This window comes from Segatella copri (assembly GCF_026015295.1).
GTDB classification, from domain to species: Bacteria; Bacteroidota; Bacteroidia; order Bacteroidales; family Bacteroidaceae; genus Prevotella; species Prevotella copri_C.
Window position 1 is genome coordinate 705,916 of sequence record NZ_JAPDUW010000001.1, and the last position, 18,273, is coordinate 724,188.

General features: G+C 45.2%; 13 protein-coding genes. 11 read left to right on the top strand and 2 right to left on the bottom strand.

Translation table 11 applies throughout. From position 1 onward, the window contains the following. Positions 1-75 precede the first annotated feature (75 nt). Together ONT18_RS02865 and ONT18_RS02870 are read right to left on the bottom strand one after the other, a co-directional pair. Positions 76-675 carry a LolA-like putative outer membrane lipoprotein chaperone gene (locus ONT18_RS02865; protein WP_117693060.1) on the bottom strand — a complete coding sequence of 200 codons (600 nt, stop codon included), beginning with the start codon at positions 673-675 and terminating at the stop codon, positions 76-78. Between the two features lie 178 nt (positions 676-853). Beyond that, the gene (locus tag ONT18_RS02870; RefSeq protein WP_264903917.1) at positions 854-3,481 is read right to left on the bottom strand and encodes an FtsK/SpoIIIE family DNA translocase; all 2,628 of its coding nucleotides are present in this window, start codon (positions 3,479-3,481) and stop codon (positions 854-856) included. Between the two features lie 110 nt (positions 3,482-3,591). On the opposite strand from ONT18_RS02870, the gene ONT18_RS02875 reads away from it, so the two are divergent. The 11 genes from ONT18_RS02875 (at position 3,592) to ONT18_RS02925 (ending at position 18,247) form a co-directional block, all read left to right on the top strand. Further along, complete coding sequence (locus ONT18_RS02875) at positions 3,592-4,212, top strand: 3'-5' exonuclease (protein WP_264906778.1); 621 nt, start codon at positions 3,592-3,594, stop codon at positions 4,210-4,212. Between the two features lie 54 nt (positions 4,213-4,266). Further along, positions 4,267-5,448 carry a class I SAM-dependent rRNA methyltransferase gene (locus ONT18_RS02880; RefSeq protein WP_022120962.1) on the top strand — a complete coding sequence of 394 codons (1,182 nt, stop codon included), beginning with the start codon at positions 4,267-4,269 and terminating at the stop codon, positions 5,446-5,448. Between the two features lie 21 nt (positions 5,449-5,469). Continuing rightward, complete coding sequence (locus ONT18_RS02885; RefSeq protein WP_264903919.1) at positions 5,470-6,381, top strand: ABC transporter substrate-binding protein; 912 nt, start codon at positions 5,470-5,472, stop codon at positions 6,379-6,381. A 7-nt stretch (positions 6,382-6,388) separates the two neighbouring features. Next, on the top strand, positions 6,389-8,875 hold the full coding sequence (locus tag ONT18_RS02890) for a hypothetical protein (RefSeq protein ID WP_264903921.1): 2,487 nt from the start codon (positions 6,389-6,391) through the stop codon (positions 8,873-8,875). Further along, positions 8,862-10,361, top strand: a complete 1,500-nt coding sequence (dnaB, locus tag ONT18_RS02895; protein WP_117693067.1) for a replicative DNA helicase — start codon at positions 8,862-8,864, stop codon at positions 10,359-10,361. The genes ONT18_RS02890 and dnaB overlap by 14 nt, the downstream gene beginning before the upstream one ends. A 456-nt stretch (positions 10,362-10,817) precedes the next feature. Beyond that, complete coding sequence (locus tag ONT18_RS02900) at positions 10,818-12,320, top strand: 2-isopropylmalate synthase (RefSeq protein WP_022120958.1); 1,503 nt, start codon at positions 10,818-10,820, stop codon at positions 12,318-12,320. Positions 12,321-12,343: 23 nt separating this feature from the next. After that, positions 12,344-13,738, top strand: coding sequence for a 3-isopropylmalate dehydratase large subunit (leuC, locus tag ONT18_RS02905; protein WP_264903924.1), 1,395 nt, complete (start codon positions 12,344-12,346; stop codon positions 13,736-13,738). Between the two features lie 33 nt (positions 13,739-13,771). Continuing rightward, a complete protein-coding gene (gene leuD, locus ONT18_RS02910; RefSeq protein WP_006846819.1) occupies positions 13,772-14,362 on the top strand; it encodes a 3-isopropylmalate dehydratase small subunit in 591 nt (196 codons plus the stop codon). A gap of 2 nt (positions 14,363-14,364) precedes the next feature. Next, positions 14,365-15,963 carry an alpha-isopropylmalate synthase regulatory domain-containing protein gene (locus tag ONT18_RS02915; protein WP_118080508.1) on the top strand — a complete coding sequence of 533 codons (1,599 nt, stop codon included), beginning with the start codon at positions 14,365-14,367 and terminating at the stop codon, positions 15,961-15,963. Positions 15,964-16,073: 110 nt separating this feature from the next. Then, positions 16,074-17,135, top strand: coding sequence for a 3-isopropylmalate dehydrogenase (gene leuB / locus ONT18_RS02920; protein ID WP_006846817.1), 1,062 nt, complete (start codon positions 16,074-16,076; stop codon positions 17,133-17,135). A 398-nt stretch (positions 17,136-17,533) separates the two neighbouring features. Continuing rightward, positions 17,534-18,247 carry a tetratricopeptide repeat protein gene (locus ONT18_RS02925; protein ID WP_264903927.1) on the top strand — a complete coding sequence of 238 codons (714 nt, stop codon included), beginning with the start codon at positions 17,534-17,536 and terminating at the stop codon, positions 18,245-18,247. Positions 18,248-18,273 lie beyond the last annotated feature (26 nt).

The window sequence follows — 18,273 nt, forward strand, 5'->3', positions numbered from 1 at the left end:
TTCCCCGTCACGCTACCGGAGTGTTGTGGCGGGGAATCTTATTTGAAAATAAACTTTATACGATATTTCAGGCGATTATCTCAGGTCGATGACTTCAGCTCCTGGACATTCCTTGCTGTTGAAATTGAATGTGCTGTTAGAAACGCTCTTGGCTCTGAAGTTACTTACCGTGATGGTACTCCAGGTATTGCCCTGTCGCATCTTGACAACTGATGGAACATGTGTCTTTTTGTTGATGGTGATATACATTTCGGCTACAGAACGTTTCTGGTTATTGGCTACGAGATGTACTACATAGTTACTGCCTGCTGTCTTGAGCGTTGACTTATAACCAGTCTTATATATATTAATAAATGTATAAGGGTTCATGGACATCTGCTGAGCCTGTGTAGGGTTGCTGACATTCACCTCGTTGGTTTTCTTTAGATAAGTCCACTGGGTCTTGCCGTTGAACCAGACGATGGCTTGCGGGGTACGGGCGTTAAACTTGTTGCCTTTGATGGCAATACTGCCGCTTGCTGACCCATACTTAGAACTGCTCATCTTGAAGTTGGCGCTAGCTCCACCTTTGTTGCCAATAACGGCAGCGGTCTTATCAAGTACCTGTTGCGCAGTCTGCGCCATGGCTCCGATGCTCATCATTGCAACGAAAGCCAATGCTAAAATCTTTTTCATTTTTATCTTTTCCTTTCTTTTAAAATTCTATGTTATATTATATCTTCTAAAATTTCATACTCTATCATAAAGCCGTAAAAACGTCTTTTCTCTCTTAGACGTTTTCACGGCTTCAAGGTTTAATAATTTAACCTTTTCCAATATTATCTTCTTTCATACCCTTAGTTCTTTACTAAAATTAAGAGTTTCGAAGTGCCATTAACAGATTATTAAGCTGGTTTTCATCCTGTATAAGTACCTCACGAGGCTTGCTGCCCTGTGCTGCACCTACGATGCCTGCAGCTTCCATCTGGTCCATCAGTCGTCCTGCACGGTTATAGCCGATACTGAACCGGCGCTGGATCATGCTGGTAGAACCCTGCTGCGAAAGAACAATCGCATGGGCTGCCTCTTCGAAGAACGGATCCAGTTCGCGGGCACTGATGCTGCCGCTTCCACCTGCGCTTCCTTCATCATTAGCTGGTTCTGGCAACTCCATAGGTTCGATAGGGCCAGGCTGTTCGCAGATATACTCGTTGATGCGCTCGATTTCAGGTGTATCAACAAAGGCGCACTGTACACGGACAGGTTCGTTGCCGCAGAGATAGAGCATATCACCACGACCAATCAGCTGGTTGGCTCCTGTACGGTCAAGAATGGTCTTTGAGTCGATGGCAGATGTAACCTTAAAGGCGATACGGCCAGGGAAGTTAGCCTTGATATTACCCGTGATGATGCTGGTTGTAGGACGCTGGGTGGCAATAATCATGTGGATACCCACGGCACGTGCCAGCTGGGCGATACGGGCAATAGGAAGTTCTACTTCCTTGCCGGCTGTCATGATCAGATCACCGAACTCATCTATAATCACCACGATGTATGGCATATACTCATGTCCATCTGTCAACTTCAACTTGTGGTTGATATACTTCTGGTTGTATTCTTTGATGTTACGGGCTCCTGCCTTTTTGAGCAAGTCGTAACGGCTATCCATCAGTACACACAGACTGTTAAGGGTTCTAACTACCTTGGTTACGTCGGTTATGATAGGTTCTTCCTCATCAGGAACCGCAGCCATAAACTTATTGGCAATACGGGAGTAGACGCTAAACTCCACCTTCTTAGGGTCGATGAGAACCAGTTTGAGTTCGTTTGGATGTTTCTTGTATAATAAAGAGGTGATGATGGCATTCAAACCTACAGATTTACCCTGTCCGGTAGCACCCGCAACAAGCAGGTGAGGAATCTTTGCCAAATCAACCATAAACACTTCGTTGGTAATGGTCTTACCCAAAGCGATAGGTAACTCCATCTTGGTTTCCTGGAATTTCTTTGAGTTTAAAGTACTTTCCATACTAACGATGTTCGCCTTTGCGTTAGGTACCTCAATACCGATGGTTCCCTTACCTGGGATAGGAGCGATGATACGGATGCCGAGAGCTGCCAGACTCAAGGCGATGTCATCTTCCAGATTCTTGATCTTAGAGATACGTACGCCTTCTGCAGGCTGGATTTCGTAGAGTGTGATGGTAGGACCAACCGTAGCACGGATGGTTTTGATCTGTACGCCAAAGTTGCCCAGCACCTCGATGATGCGGTTTTTGTTGGCGCGCTGCTCTTCCTCATCGATGGATACGCCGTCATCCTCATACTTCTTCAGAAGGTTGAGTACCGGATATTTATATCTGGTGAATGGCTCCTTCGGATTGATCGGAGTATTCAGTACTTCTGCATTGCTCAAGGTGTTGCCTGTAGCCTTCTCGTCGGCTGTGGCTACAGAGATGTCCATACCTATATGCTCAGAAGCTGCAGCAGCCTCGGCAGCTTGCTTTTCCAATGCTTCCTTTTCAGCCCGTTTTGTACGGAGTTCGCGCTGACGTGCAATGAGTGACATATTATCGTTCTGCGTGCCGTTGGCTATAGCGATGGTTTCATCTTTTTCTGTATCACCTTCTGTTCCTGTAGCTTCCTGTCCGTCTGCCTCTGGCTCAACAGGCGTAGAAGGTGTGTCTGGGTTTGCGAAAGTCTGGTCCGGATCCAGATTCAGGTCGATGACTTTGGCAGGTTCTTCTTCCTTATATTCTTCTTTCTCATCCTCTGTGTCAGGCCCATATGCTGCGCTGGCGTATACCTCGTCGATAGCTTCCGTATCTTTCCTGTTCTTTCCATGGTTAGTAATCTCAAATTTCACCTTATTTGATATATAACCGATAGGGTTGAGTGCTTTTCTGATTACCGTAATGGTTTCAGTGGTGAGATAGGTGAGGAATGCTACCGCCACGAAGAAAAGAATGGCAGTAAGTCCTGGAGGACCCATGATGTTCTCCAGATTCTGCACGACAAAGAGTCCGTGCTTTCCGCCCGGATTGAATGTGAGGCTTGGCATGATAGGTGCGATGAACTTGGCAAAGGTTACCGACATCCATAGCATGACCACAATCATGCAGAAGAACCATTTCCACAGGTTCAACTTGTAGGCATGCATCATCTGCAATCCCACCATAATGACAAAGAATGGGAGCATGAAGGCTGGAAATCCGAAATTGATGGCAATGAGCCAATAGGATACAATGGCTCCCCAGGATCCGCAGTAGTTCTGAAACTGTTTTTCCGTGTTGGTCCATTCGCCCGGCTTCAGATTTTCGAGCAAACTCTGGTCATTGGCTCCTGTGTTGAGAAAGGAGATCATAGCGATGATGATAACCACAGCAATGACTACCAAGGCTAATCCAATGAAAAAGTCGGTGATAGTATTGTTGAAAATATACTGTAAACCAATAGCTTCGCTAAAGGTTTTGGTCTTTTTTTCAGTTCTTTTTTTAGCCATTTTATATATTTTTGAATAATTTATCTGCAAAATTAGCGAAAATAATTGAGAAAACAATTCTTTTTCTCATCTTTTTTTTCTAATTTTGCAACTTGTAAAGAATAAAAAGCATAATGAAGATTATTTTCACTAGTTTCGACAAGGCGGCAATCACGAATTTGCCAAGAGCTTTGTTTCCTGGCAAAATCGTAGTCGTTGACAAGTCTGAAGATACAGAAGCGGCTGTTAATGACCTACTTAGCCATTATATACTGGGTGTGGATACAGAAACGCGCCCATCATTCAAGCGTGGTCAGGCTTACCATGTTTCGTTGTTGCAGGTGAGTACACATGATACTTGTTATCTCTTCCGCCTGCATCATACGGGCATGACTCCTGCCATCATTCGCTTGCTCGAAGATACCACCGTGCCAAAAGTAGGACTTTCCTGGCACGATGACTTGCTGCAGCTCCATAAGCGAGCTGCTTTTAAGGCTGGCTACTTTATCGAGTTGCAGGAAGTTGCAAAGAACTTTGGTATCGCAGACATGAGTCTGCAGAAACTGTATGCTAACCTGTTTCACCAGAAAATCAGCAAGGCGCAACGGTTGAGCAATTGGGAGGCTAGCGATTTGAAGGAATCGCAGGCTCTCTATGCAGCTACAGATGCCTGGTGCTGTATTAATCTGTATGAGGAATTCAAGCGTTTGTCTGCTACAGGCGATTACGAGCTCGATGAACTCAGGGTATGATATAAGGTGGTAAGGAATAGAAATTGATAATCGTAAGAAACTTCATATATAAATATGTATAAAAGCGTATATTTAAAGAAAGGTAAGGAAGAATCGCTCAAGCGTTTTCATCCATGGATCTTCTCGGGTGCTATCCAGGCAATGGATGAGGGCATAGAGGAGGGCGACATTGTGAGAGTGTTTACCCGTAGTGGTGAATTCATTGCTATAGGTCATTATCAGATCGGTTCTATCGCTGTACGTGTTCTTTCTTTTAGAGATATTGAGATTGATGAGGAGTACTGGTGTGCCAGATTGGATTCGGCATATAAAATGAGACTCGCTTTGGGTATTGCCGGTAATTCATCCAATACTACTTATCGCTTGGTTCATGGTGAGGGTGATAACTTGCCGGGACTTGTTATCGACTGCTATGGTCCTACTGCTGTCATGCAGGCTCACAGTGTGGGTATGCATGTTTGCCGCATGGAGATAGCCAAAGCCTTGAAGAAGGTGATGGGCGAAGCTCTAGAGAATATCTACTATAAGAGTGAGACAACCTTACCATATAAGGCTGACCTCAGACAGGAAAATGGCTTTATACTGGGAGGTGATGCTGACGATGTTGCTGTAGAGAATGGACTGAAATTCCATATCGACTGGTTGCGTGGTCAGAAAACGGGTTTCTTCGTAGATCAGCGTGAGAACCGTTCGCTGCTCGAGCATTATGCCAAGGGTAAGAGTGTGCTCAACATGTTCTGCTATACCGGCGGTTTTTCTGTTTATGCGATGAGAGGCGAGGCTAAGGCTGTTCACTCCGTAGACAGCAGTGCCAAGGCGATAGAATTGACCAATGAGAATATTGCGCTCAATTTCCCTGGAGATGCACGCCATGAGGCTATTTGCGAAGATGCCTTCAAGTATCTTGATGAACATGACCAGCAGTATGATCTGATTGTTCTTGATCCTCCTGCTTTTGCCAAGCACCGTGCGGCTTTGCGCAATGCGTTGAAGGGCTATACCCGCCTGAACGTAAAGGGCTTGCAGCGTATTAAGAAGGGCGGCATCCTTTTTACCTTCAGTTGCTCTCAGGTGGTTACGAAGGATCAGTTCCGCAATGCTGTGTTTACTGCTGCAGCGCAGGCTGGAAGAAAGGTTCGCATCTTGCACCAGTTGCACCAGCCTGCCGACCATCCTATCAATATTTATCATCCGGAAGGTGAATATTTGAAGGGATTGGTTCTCTATGTAGAATAACAAATGATTAAAGGATAGATAATGAATAAGTTCAAAACGTTTACAGCCTTGATGCTCTTGCTGGCTATAGGATTTGCAGGATGTGGCAAGTCGGAAGCAGAACGTCATCGTTTGAGCAAGAAGGAAAAGGCTAGATTGGATAGCCTAGACCGTGCTGCGCTGAAGATAGCGGTGATGCCAACAATGGACTGCCTGCCAATCTTTCTGGCATGTGATGACAGTATCTTCCAGCAGCAAGGTGTAGACGTACATTTGCGTAGATATACTGCACAAATGGATTGTGATACAGCTATCGAGCGCAAGCGCGTAGAGGGAGCCGTGACCGATCTGATTCGTGCACATCATATAGAGAAACGGGGTACTGCTTTGACGTACCCTATTTCTACCAATCTTTATTGGCAGTTTATCACCAATAAGCGTTCGCGTATATCCGAACTGAAACAACTGTCAGATAAGATGGTGGCAATGACCCGCTACTCTGCAACTGATTATCTGGCTACTTTAGCAATCGATAGCGGTAAGCCTAAATATGATGCTTATAAGGTTCAAATCAACGATTTGAACATCCGTCTGCGTATGTTGCTTAACAACGAGATGGATGCCATGTTGCTGCCAGAACCTCAAGCTACCAAAGCCCGACTTGAACAGCATGTAAAACTCTTTGACAGCAGAGATAAGAACTTGCAGTTGGGTGTTGTTGCTTTCCGCAAGAAAATACTTTCAGAACCGCGCCGTAAAGACCAAGTTGCCAAGTTTATCAAGGCGTATAATATTGCTGTTGATAGCATAAACAGTCGTGGGGTACAGCATTATGCAAGTATCATCACAAAATATACGGGTGCCGATGTTAAAACCATCAGTAATCTTCCAAAACTTAAATATGAACATGCTATGGAACCAAGACGTCGTGACCTGGCTGTAGCACAAAAATAAGCGGCTTATGAAAAGAGAAGATTTTAGCTGGACAAAGTTTTCGCATGAAAATGTCACTACTATATCCAGAATTGAGGCTATTCGCAAGATAATTGACCAGGAAGTGGGGCTCGAATCGTGTCAGCCTGGAATTGCTGAAATTGAAAAAAGATATGATGATTTGTATCATGATTATATAGACGGCAAACTTAAACACCGAGAACTTTATAATCTTGCTCAAACTTTAGATCTTGATACTGATATGTTCTTTGGTAAAGTGCGTCACGAATGGATTTTGGCTAATGAGTCTACATTTGTTGCACTTCGCAAAAGAGCTCAGAATCTGACAAGTTTTGATGAGGTACAGGAAACCTTTGAGAAATTTGCTACAGATGAAGCTATGCTAAATTTGAGGGTAGACTTGTCTGAAGAACAGATAGACGAGGAGAGACAAAAGATACAAGAGCAGCTTAATGCCTATCGCAATATGGTGTTTTCTTATATTTTGACAACTGATGAATGGAATGATGATTTTGTCAAGAATATACTTGATATCATCGCTTCCGATTTGGTAGATCCATACACCATCAATATGATAGTTTCGGCTGTTTCATTGTCATGCTCTGTATTCTTTGATGCCCCTAGACTTGCAGTCTTGATGCGCTTAATCAAGTCTGACGACAGTACTTGCAGTGTTCGCCAGCGAGCTTTGGTGGGTTTCGTTTTCTCTGCAATAACCAATTCGGGTGAAAAACAGAAATATTGGGATTCTGCTGCTGGCTTGATCATGGATGATGAATTTTTGGCAGCCTGTGTTGATCTCCAACGCCAGATGCGTCTATGTCTTACAAGTAAAAAGGATAGCAAGGAGATGATGCATTCCGTGGTGAAGACCATGTTCACTTCTTTTACTCAGGATTTGGCCGAAAAGATAGACCAAACGGGTGAATTGGGACTTAATTGCTTCTCAGCAGATGGGGAGAATCCTGATGATGCCCTTAAGGGAGCCTTCGACTATATGTTGAATTCAGAAGATATAGGAGTTGATGTCTATTATCATCAGTTTGCCAACCAGAAGAGCTTCGGTCATTTCCATTCACTCTATAATTGGTTTGTTCCTTTCTATGTCCGTAATTCTACGCTCAAGAATGTTCGGGCTACGATGAAACAGCATCGCAATTTCATCAACAATCTCTTGAGAGGCGCCTCTATGTGTGATACCGATCTGTATAGCATCATTCTTTCATTGAATAATACATCTAAGGAATTTATTGAATCATTGGATGTTACCCCGGAAAATATGGTGTCTGGTCCTGTTTTTTATGACGAAGAAGATGAGGTGGAAAAAGAGCAGAATACCGAAGAGCCAGTAGAGGATGAGACTGATTCTACAGAAGCAAAGGATTCTGAAAATGTCACACTGCTTGATTCGGTAATGGAACATGAAGAGAATCTCTCTGAAGAGGAAAAGAAGAAACGTGCAATCAGGGTTCGTCATCGCTATGTGCAGGACCTCTACCGATTTTATACTCTCTCTCCAATGAGGAAGGCATTTGATAATCCTTTCGAAGTGCAGAAGGAAATTCCTTTCTTTACTACGGGACTGTTTGCTAAACCGGAATATGACAAGTATCGCCTGTCGCTGGCCCGTTTCTCTGCTAAAAGAGGTGACTATGCCTTTGTTAGCAAGATTTTGCGTAATCTGGAAAAATATACCGACGAAGAGCATATGATGCTTGCATTGGCATACAAATCGGAGGAAAAATATGATGAAGCGCTTGAACATCTCTATGTGATTAAGAATACAAGCCCAACTTATAAGGCTGCCACGGAGTTGAAATTAGAAATAGAAGAAGAGATAAAAGACCCGGCGGCTTTAATAACATTGAATTGCTTGATAAAAGAAGAATCAGATGAGAGTAAGCAATTTAAGCTCAAGCTGAAAAAGACCGATCTCTTATTGAAACTCCATCATTATAAAGAGGCTTTGGAATGGGCTTTCCAGATGGATGAACAGTATCCTAAGGAAGAACAGGTTGAATGCAGACTGGCTTTCTCTTTGCTCTTTTCAGAATCGGAAGGCGATAAAAACATTGACCATGCAATGGCTTTAATAGAACCTTATCTGCAAAATAGTGATGATAATGAGATCAGGGAAATATTGAATTCTGACATGACAGATATGGATAAGGATGATAAGGAACGCATGTTCATGAAAATGTTATCTGCGATGGTGAGCAAAGTTTCCAAGCCACAAGACCACAGATGGGAGTCTATGAAATTTTTCTATTATGGACTCTGCGTTCTCGTGAAAAAGGGAGGAACTGCAGCTATCAGATTTTTGAATGAAGCATCTGGTCATGCAGCTTTTTCCCCTAAGGCAGATATAGATGCATTCGGCCTGCTCGATATGGGAAATTGGCTTGATGATCGTGGTATTGCGCCTATAGAATTGGAATTTATAACAAAAAAAGTTTTCGAGGAAAGGAAAAACAATAAAGATGGCGGAGAATAATAAAAATAAGAATAAGGTACAGATAGATCCAACCTACGCCCATTTGCAGCCGCAGGCTGTGAATGTGGAGCAGGCGGTATTGGGTGCCTTGATGATAGATTCTGATGCCTTTTCGGTGGTGTCGGAGTTGCTCAAGCCGGATACTTTTTATGACCCGCGTCATAAGAGAATATATCAGGCTATCCAGGTGATGAACATGGAGGAACGGCCTGTGGATATCATGACTCTTGCCGATCAGTTAGCCAAGACTGGCGAACTGGATAAGGTGGGAGGAGCACAATATCTCATGGATATTTCTGCAGGCATGGCTTCGGCTGCCCATGTAGAGTCGCATGCCCGTATCCTGGCGCAGAAATATATGCAGCGCCAGCTGATTCATTATGCCGGCGACATCGAGACGATGGCGTATGAAGAAGGTGTGGATGTGGATGAACTGATGCAGAAAGCTGAAGGTGAACTCTTCCAGCTTTCGCAGAACAATATGAAGCAGGATTATACACAGATTGATCCGGTTGTAAAGGAGGCTGTTGCCATCTTGCAGCGCGCTGCTCAGAACTCGGGTGGTCTTACCGGTATTCCTACGGGTTATCGTGGGTTGGATGATATAACATCAGGTTGGCAACCATCCGACCTTGTGATTATCGCCGGTCGTCCTGCCATGGGTAAGACTTCCTTTGCATTGAGTATTGCCAAGAATGTGGCGGTAGATTATGATGTGCCTATCGGATTCTTCTCTCTGGAAATGAATAACGTTCAGTTGGTGAACCGACTCATCTCGAATGTTTGCGAGATTTCGGGTAAAAAAATACTGAATGGACAATTGGAACAGCCAGAATGGGAACGGTTGGATAAAAAACTGAGAAAACTGACAGGTGCACCTATTTATATTGATGATACGCCTGGTCTTTCTGTTTTCGAACTCCGTACCAAGGCGCGCCGACTGGTAAGGGAAAAGGGTGTTAAACTGTTGATGATCGACTATCTCCAGCTGATGAATGCCAATGGTATGAAGTTTGGTAGCCGTCAGGAGGAGGTATCTACCATCTCCCGTTCGCTCAAAGGTATTGCCAAAGAGCTGAACATTCCTGTGCTTGCTCTTTCGCAGCTCTCCCGTAATGTAGAGAATCGTGAGGGGTTGGAAGGAAAGCGACCTCAGTTGAGTGACCTCCGTGAATCCGGTGCCATCGAGCAGGATGCCGATATGGTGCTTTTCGTTCACCGCCCGGAATATTATCACATCTATCAGGATGAAAAGGGTAATGACCTTCATGGTATGGCACAGATTATCATTGCCAAGCACCGTAAGGGCTCTGTTGGAGATGTTCTCCTGAACTTCCGTGGAGAATTTACCCGATTCCAGGATCCGCAGGATGCTGCAGCAGCACCTGTCGAGGAAGGTGGTGAGATTGTAGGCTCTAGGATGAATGGCGGAGGGCAGGATGGTAGTCCGCTACCACCGCCGCCTGCAGAGAATCTGCCTTTCTAAGGTTAGAGTTTGTCAATTTTTTCACTCAAAAACTGGCTTTTTCGCCAAATTCTTGCACAGGATTAACGTTTTTGGGTAAAAAATCCATAAGATTATAGGAATTTGTTATCATTTCTATTAAAAAAGTTATAAATTGTTTGCTAGTATCAAATAAAAGTGTTACCTTTGCATGCGAATTTAAGAATATAACATAATAAGATAGATATGAGAACAACATTGTTGAACATTACAAGCATTATTATTCGACTTCGACTGCAGTTTGTGGGCGGAAGTGATAAGGTGTGCGTATAGTTCATCGCTTAAGATATTAAAAGCCTTTCTACACTTCCGTCTATGGAGTGGGGGAAGGCTTTTTACTTTATCTGATGCTTCTGCACGGATTGCTATATAAACGTAGTGCGTTCTGAATGTGTAGCTCTTATATATAATAAGGTGTAAATTTAAAATTTTAAAGATATGAGTGACAGATTATACATTTTCGACACGACCCTCCGCGATGGCGAACAGGTTCCGGGATGTCAGTTGAACACAGTTGAGAAGATTCAGGTGGCAAAGCAACTGGAGCAGTTGGGCGTGGATGTAATTGAGGCTGGATTTCCTATATCAAGTCCGGGCGACTTCAATTCAGTGGTAGAAATCTCTAAGGCTGTAACCTGGCCTACTATTTGTGCACTTACCCGTGCCGTAGAAAAAGATATTGATTGTGCTGCTGAGGCTTTGCAGTATGCCAAGCATAAGAGAATCCATACCGGTATCGGTACCAGCGACAGTCATATCAAGTATAAGTTCAATTCTACCCGCGAGGAAATCATCGAACGTGCTGTAGCTGCTGTCAAGTATGCTAAAAAGTATGTTGAGGACGTTGAGTTCTATGCTGAGGATGCAGGCCGTACCGATAATGAGTATCTGGCTCGTGTCGTAGAGGCTGTTGTCAAGGCGGGTGCTACTGTAGTGAACATTCCTGATACTACAGGTTATTGTCTGCCTGATGAATATGGTGACAAAATCAAGTATCTCATGGAGCATGTTGATGGCATTGACAAGGCACGCCTTTCTACCCACTGTCATAACGACCTCGGTATGGCTACTGCCAATACCCTGCAGGGTGTTTTAAATGGTGCACGCCAGGTTGAGGTTACCATCAATGGTATCGGTGAGCGTGCAGGTAATACTTCGCTCGAAGAGATTGCCATGATTCTTAAGTGTCACAAGCATATCGATATTGATACCAACATCAATACCACCAAGATTATTCCTACCTCACGCATGGTGAGCAGCCTGATGAATATGCCTGTCCAGCCAAACAAGGCTATCGTGGGTCGCAATGCATTTGCTCATTCTTCCGGTATCCATCAGGATGGTGTCTTGAAGAATGTTCAGACTTACGAAATCATTGATCCTAAGGATGTGGGATTGGATGACAATGCTATCGTATTGACAGCCCGTTCTGGTCGTGCTGCATTGAAGTACCGTCTCCATGTCAATGGTGTAGAGATTAATGATGAGGAGAAGCTCGACAAGATTTACAAGAAGTTCCTCCAGCTGGCTGATAAGAAGAAGGAAGTTACCGATGAGGATGTTTTGATGCTTGCCGGTGCTGATTCTGCTGATAAGCATGGTGTTCAGCTCGACTGGTTGCAGGTTACTACAGGTAAGGGCGTGAAGAGCGTGGCAAGTATCGGTCTTGATATTGCAGGTCAGAAGTTTGAGGCTGCATCATCTGGTAACGGTCCGGTAGATGCTGCTATCAATGCTCTCAAGAAGGTCATCACCAAGGAGATGAACCTCAAGGAGTTCACTATCCAGGCTATCGACAAGGGCTCTGATGATGTGGGCAAGGTTCACATGCAGGTAGAATACGATGGTCATGTATATTATGGTTTCGGTGCAGATACCGACATCGTTACGGCTTCTGTTGAGGCTTACATTGATTGTATTAACAAGTTTAAGATTAGATAAACATATATATAACAAGAGATATTATGAATACATTATTCGACAAGATTTGGGACAAGCACGTTGTCCAGATTGTTCCGGACGGTCCTACACAGCTTTACATCGACCGTCTCTACTGTCACGAAGTAACATCACCTCAGGCATTCGCTGGTATGCGAGCACGCGGACTCAAGATGTTCCGTCCAGACCAGATTTTCTGTATGCCTGACCACAATACTCCAACCCACGATCAGGATAAACCAATTGAGGATCCTATCTCAAAGAAGCAGGTAGATACCTTGGCAAAGAATACCGCTGATTTCGGTGTTACTCACTTTGCCATGAACACAAAGGATAATGGTATCATCCACGTAGTAGGTCCTGAGAAGGGTCTTTCTCTTCCTGGTATGACCATCGTCTGCGGCGACTCTCATACTTCTACTCATGGTGCAATGGGTGCTGTAGCTTTCGGTATCGGTACTTCTGAGGTCGAGATGGTGATGGCTTCACAATGTATTCTCCAGAGCAAGCCAAAGTCTATGCGTATCAGCATCAACGGTAAGCTCAGCAAGGGCGTTACTGCCAAGGACGTTGCTCTCTATCTGATGAGCCAGCTCACTACTTCAGGTGCTACCGGTTACTTCGTTGAGTACAGTGGCGATGTAGTGAAGGATATGTCTATGGAAGGTCGTCTTACCCTCTGTAACCTCTCTATCGAGATGGGTGCCCGTGGTGGTTTCGTTGCTCCTGATGAGACAACATTCGAGTACATCAAGGGTCGTGAATATGCACCTAAGGGTGAAGAGTGGGACAAGGCTGTGGCTTACTGGAAGACCTTGAAGAGTGGCGATGATGCGGTCTTCGACAAAGAGTTGACTTTCGAGGCAAAGGATATCGAACCACGTATCACCTATGGTACCAACCCAGGTATGGGTATCGGCATTACCGAGAATATCCCAACTCTCGATGAGATTCCTGAGGAAGAGCAGGCTGGTTTCAAGAAGAGCCTCAACTACATGGGCTTCCAGTCAGGCGAGAAACTCGAGGGTCATCCTATCGATTATGTATTCTTGGGCGCATGTACCAATGGTCGTATTGAAGACTTCCGTGCTTTCGCTTCTCTTGTTAAAGGAAAGAAAAAGGCAGATGGCGTAACTGCTTGGCTTGTACCAGGTTCATGGCTGGTTGATAAACAAATACGTGAAGAGGGAATTGATAAGATTGTTGAGGCTGCCGGCTTCGAAATCCGTCAGCCTGGATGCTCTGCCTGCCTGGCAATGAACGATGATAAGATTCCTGCAGGCAAGTACTCTGTAAGTACATCCAACCGTAACTTCGAGGGTCGTCAGGGACCAGGTTCCCGCACCATCCTTGCCAGTCCATACGTAGCAGCTGCTGCCGCTATTACAGGTAAGATTACCGACCCAAGAGAGTTTATGTAATGTTAAGTGTTCAATGTTAAATGAAAAATTGAAATGAAACAGAAATTCAATGTAATTACATCAAGCTGCATTCCTCTTCCTTTGGAGAATGTAGATACAGACCAGATCATCCCAGCCCGTTTCCTCAAGGCCATCGATAAAGAGGGCATGGGCGACAACCTCTTCCGCGATTGGCGCTACAATGCCGACGGAACTCCAAAGCCAGACTTCGTGATGAACGACCCATCTTACAGTGGTGTCATCCTCGTAGCTGGCAAGAACTTCGGTTCAGGTTCTTCCCGTGAGCACGCTGCCTGGGCTATCGCAGGTGCAGGCTTCCGTGTAGTCATCAGCTCTTTCTTTGCTGATATCCACAAGAACAACGAGTTGAATAACCTCGTATTGCCAGTAGTAGTAAGCGAGGAATTCCTGAAGGAACTCTTCGAGAGCATCGACAAGGATCACAAGACAGAGGTGAAGGTAGATCTTCCTAACCAGACCGTGACCAATCTTGCTACTGGCAAGAGCGAGCACTTTGAAATCAACGGCTACAAGAAACACTGTTTGGAGAATGGTTTGGACGATGTAGACTTCCTCGTTCAGAACCGCGACAAGGTTGAGGCTTGGGAAGCTAAAAACAAGTAATTATGAACGTTAACGCAAAGAGAGATAATTCCCGCATCAAGGAGATTGAGATCATGGACTGCACGCTGCGCGACGGCGAGCAGACCAATGGTGTCAGTTTCCTTCCTCACGAGAAGTTGATGATAGCAAGAATGCTGTTGCACGATATCAATGTAGATCGCATTGAGGTGGCTTCAGCGCGTGTGTCAGAAGGTGAAAAGGATGCTGTCGCTCGAATTTGCCGTTATGCCAAGACTATAGGTAAACTGGATTCCGTTGAGGTATTGGGATTCGTGGATAACAACAAGAGTGTGGATTGGATTGCTGAATGCGGCGGTCATGTCATCAACCTCTTGGCTAAGGGTAGCTACAAGCATTGCACCCAGCAACTCAAGATGTCGCCTGAGGAGCATCTCGCTCATATCAAGCAGACCATCGACTATGCTTTGAGCAAGGGATTCACCGTGAATCTCTACTTGGAGGACTGGTCGAGCGGTATGCGTGACAGTCGTGACTATCTCTTCATGATGATGGATGAGTTGGTAAAACTGCCTATCAAGCGCTTCCTGCTTCCTGATACGTTGGGTATTCTGAACCCATTGCAGTGTGTAGAGTATATGCGCCAGATGGTGCGCCGTTATCCGAATTCTCACTTCGACTTCCATGCCCATAACGACTACGATCTGGCTGTGAGCAACTCGCTGGCTGCCGTATTGAGCGGCGCCAAGGGTCTCCACGTTACCGTGAATGGTCTGGGTGAGCGTTGTGGCAATGCACCATTGGCAAGTGTTCAGGTGATTCTGAAAGACATGTTCGAGGCAAAGACCAATATTAAGGAAGACCGTCTGAACGATATTTCCCGATTGGTTGAAGGATATAGTGGCATTGCCGTGGCTCCGAATACTCCGGTAGTAGGCGATAACGTCTTTACCCAGGTAGCTGGTGTGCATGCCGATGGTGACAACAAGGACAAGCTTTATTGCAACGACCTGGTACCTGAGCGTTTCGGCAGACATCGTGAGTATGCGTTGGGTAAGAACTCTGGTAAGGCGAATATCGTGCAGAACCTCAATGAACTGGGATTGGAACTGACGCCTGAGCAGACCAAGGCGGTGACCAAGCGAATCACCGAACTCGGCGACCGCAAGGAACTGGTAACCCAGGACGACCTGCCATACATCGTGAGTGATGTATTGAAGCATGGAGCTCCAGAGGATAAGGTGAAACTGGTAAGTTACATGGTATCAACCTCATACGGCTTGAAGCCTATAGCCAGTGTAAAGGTAGAAATAGAGGGTAAGGAGTATGAAGACCGTAGCTCCGGTGATGGTCAGTATGATGCTTTCGTGAAAGCCCTCCGCAACATCTACAAGGTGAAGCTCGGCAAAACCTTCCCTAAGCTCGACAATTATCAGGTAACCATCCCACCTGGTGGCCGTACCGATGCCCTCGTTCAGACCGTCATTACCTGGCGTGAAGGTGATCGTATCTGGCGTACCCGAGGCTTGGATGCTGACCAGACAGAAGCAGCTATCAAGGCAACGCTGAAGATGATTAATATGTACGAGGCAGATAAGAGCGACGAACAGGCTGTATCGCCTCGAAATCTGGATATGGAATAATATCTCCGAAGGTTACGAAAATATCTCCGAAGATTATGAAAATATCTCCGAAGATTACAGAATTATCTCCGAAGGTTATAAACAATAAAATAATTAAAAAATCAAATAAGATGAAATTAAACATTGCAGTTCTCGCCGGTGATGGTATCGGACCAGAGATTATGAAGCAGGGCGTAGCAGTTATGCAGGCCATTGCAGAGAAGTTCAACCACGAGTTTACTTATAACGAGGCTATCTGCGGCGCTCACGCTATCGACGAGGTAGGTGATCCATTCCCAGAGGAGACCTTCAAAACTTGTATGGATGCTGATGCTGTGCTCTTCGCAGCCGTTGGCGACCCACGTTTCGACAACAACCCTACAGCCAAGGTTCGTCCTGAGCAGGGCTTGCTCGCTATGCGTAAGAAGTTGGGCCTCTTCGCCAATGTTCGCCCAGTAGCCACATTCGATTGTCTGCTCCACAAGTCACCATTGAAGGATGAACTCCTGAAGGGTGCTGACTTCGTTGTTATCCGCGAGTTGACTGGCGGTATGTACTTCGGTGAGAAGTATCAGGATAACGATAAGGCATACGATACTGATATCTATACCCGTCCTGAGATTGAGCGCATCCTGAAGGTAGCTTTCGAGTTTGCCATGAAGCGTAACAAGCACTTGACAGTAGTAGATAAGGCAAACGTATTGGCATCTTCTCGTCTCTGGCGTCAGATTGCCAAGGAGATGGAGCCACAGTATCCTGAGGTAAATACCGATTATATGTTCATCGACAACGCTTCTATGCGCGTATTGACTGAGCCTACATTCTTCGATGTTATCGTTACAGAGAATACCTTCGGTGATATCCTGACCGATGAGACTTCTTGCATCACCGGTTCTATGGGCTTGCAGCCATCCAGCTCTCTCGGTGAGCACACACCATTGTTCGAGCCTGTTCATGGTTCATGGCCACAGGCTGCTGGCAAGAACCTGGCTAACCCTGTAGCTCAGATTCTTTCTGCAGCCATGTTGTTGGAGCACTTCGGCTTGAACGAGGAGGGTGCCTTGATCCGCAAGGCTGTAGATGCTTCTCTCGATGCCAATGTCCGCACACCTGAAATTCAGGTTGAGGGTGGTGCTCAGTATGGCACAACTGAGGTTGGCGCATGGATCGTTAACTGGATTAAGAATGCTTAATCTGTAAATGGATTTTTCGGCGCTTGATGATAAAAGAGGGTGTGTCATAAGTTTAAACAATGGCAGCCGAAGACGGGCTGAAAGCCCAAAAGCTCTTAGCCCAGGGCAGCGCCCTGGGTAATGTTGCACAAAACAGGGTCGCCCTGAAAGGGCAAAAGCTTTGAAATAGAAAGCTTTTGCCCTTTCAGGGCGACTTTGTTGTATCTATTCTAAAACCCAGGGCGCTGCCCTGGGCTAAGAGCTTCTGCCCTTTCAGGGCGTATGGGATGTGGCTTATGACACACCTTCTTTTCTTGTTGATTGTCCTGTCTTTCTGAAATTTAGTTCTTTTTGTAAACTCAAATAAGTTTTATAGTTTTTTATTTGGCAGTTTGCAAAAGTCTTCTTAACTTTGCACCATGAAAAGTTTTTATACATTATTATTGGCATCGATGGTTTCTTTGTCTGTATCTGCGCAGAACGTAGATGCCGACAAGGCACGTGCTGCTCAGAATAAAGCCTTGCGCGATTCACTCTCCAAGGCTACAGAAATGCTTGCATATCATCCCGACAGTATCGATCTGCGACTGAAAAAGGCTGCTTGGAATATCCAGTTGGAGCAATGGCAATATGCCAAGGATGATCTTGATAAGGTACTCTTTCTGAACAATACCAATATCGCCGGTTTATTCTATCGTGCCTTTGTCAATGAGAAGTTGCTCCGTTATAACTTTGCGCGTCTAGATTATCAGAATCTTCTGGTACTTGTTCCTGGCAACTTCCAGGCGCAACTCGGTCTGGCTTTGCTCAATGAGAAAGATAAGCATTATACCGAGGCTTACGATGGCATTAACAGTCTGATAGAGCAGTACCCTGACAGTGCGATGGCTTATGCTGCAAGAGGTGGCATGGAGAAGGAGAGGGGTATGCTTGAGCTGGCAGAGTTTGATTACGCCAAGGCGATGGAGTTGGATGCCGGTAATGAGGATTTTGCTTTCAATCATGTAGACATCCTGATTCTGCTTGGAAGAAAAGATGAAGCCTATCGTGATTTGAAGAAACTGCTCGATGCCGGTTGCCAGCCTGGCAGATTGCAAGGTTTCTATGCAAGGTTGAAAAAGAAGAAAAAGTAGTATTTAAGAGTTATAAAAAAAGAGTT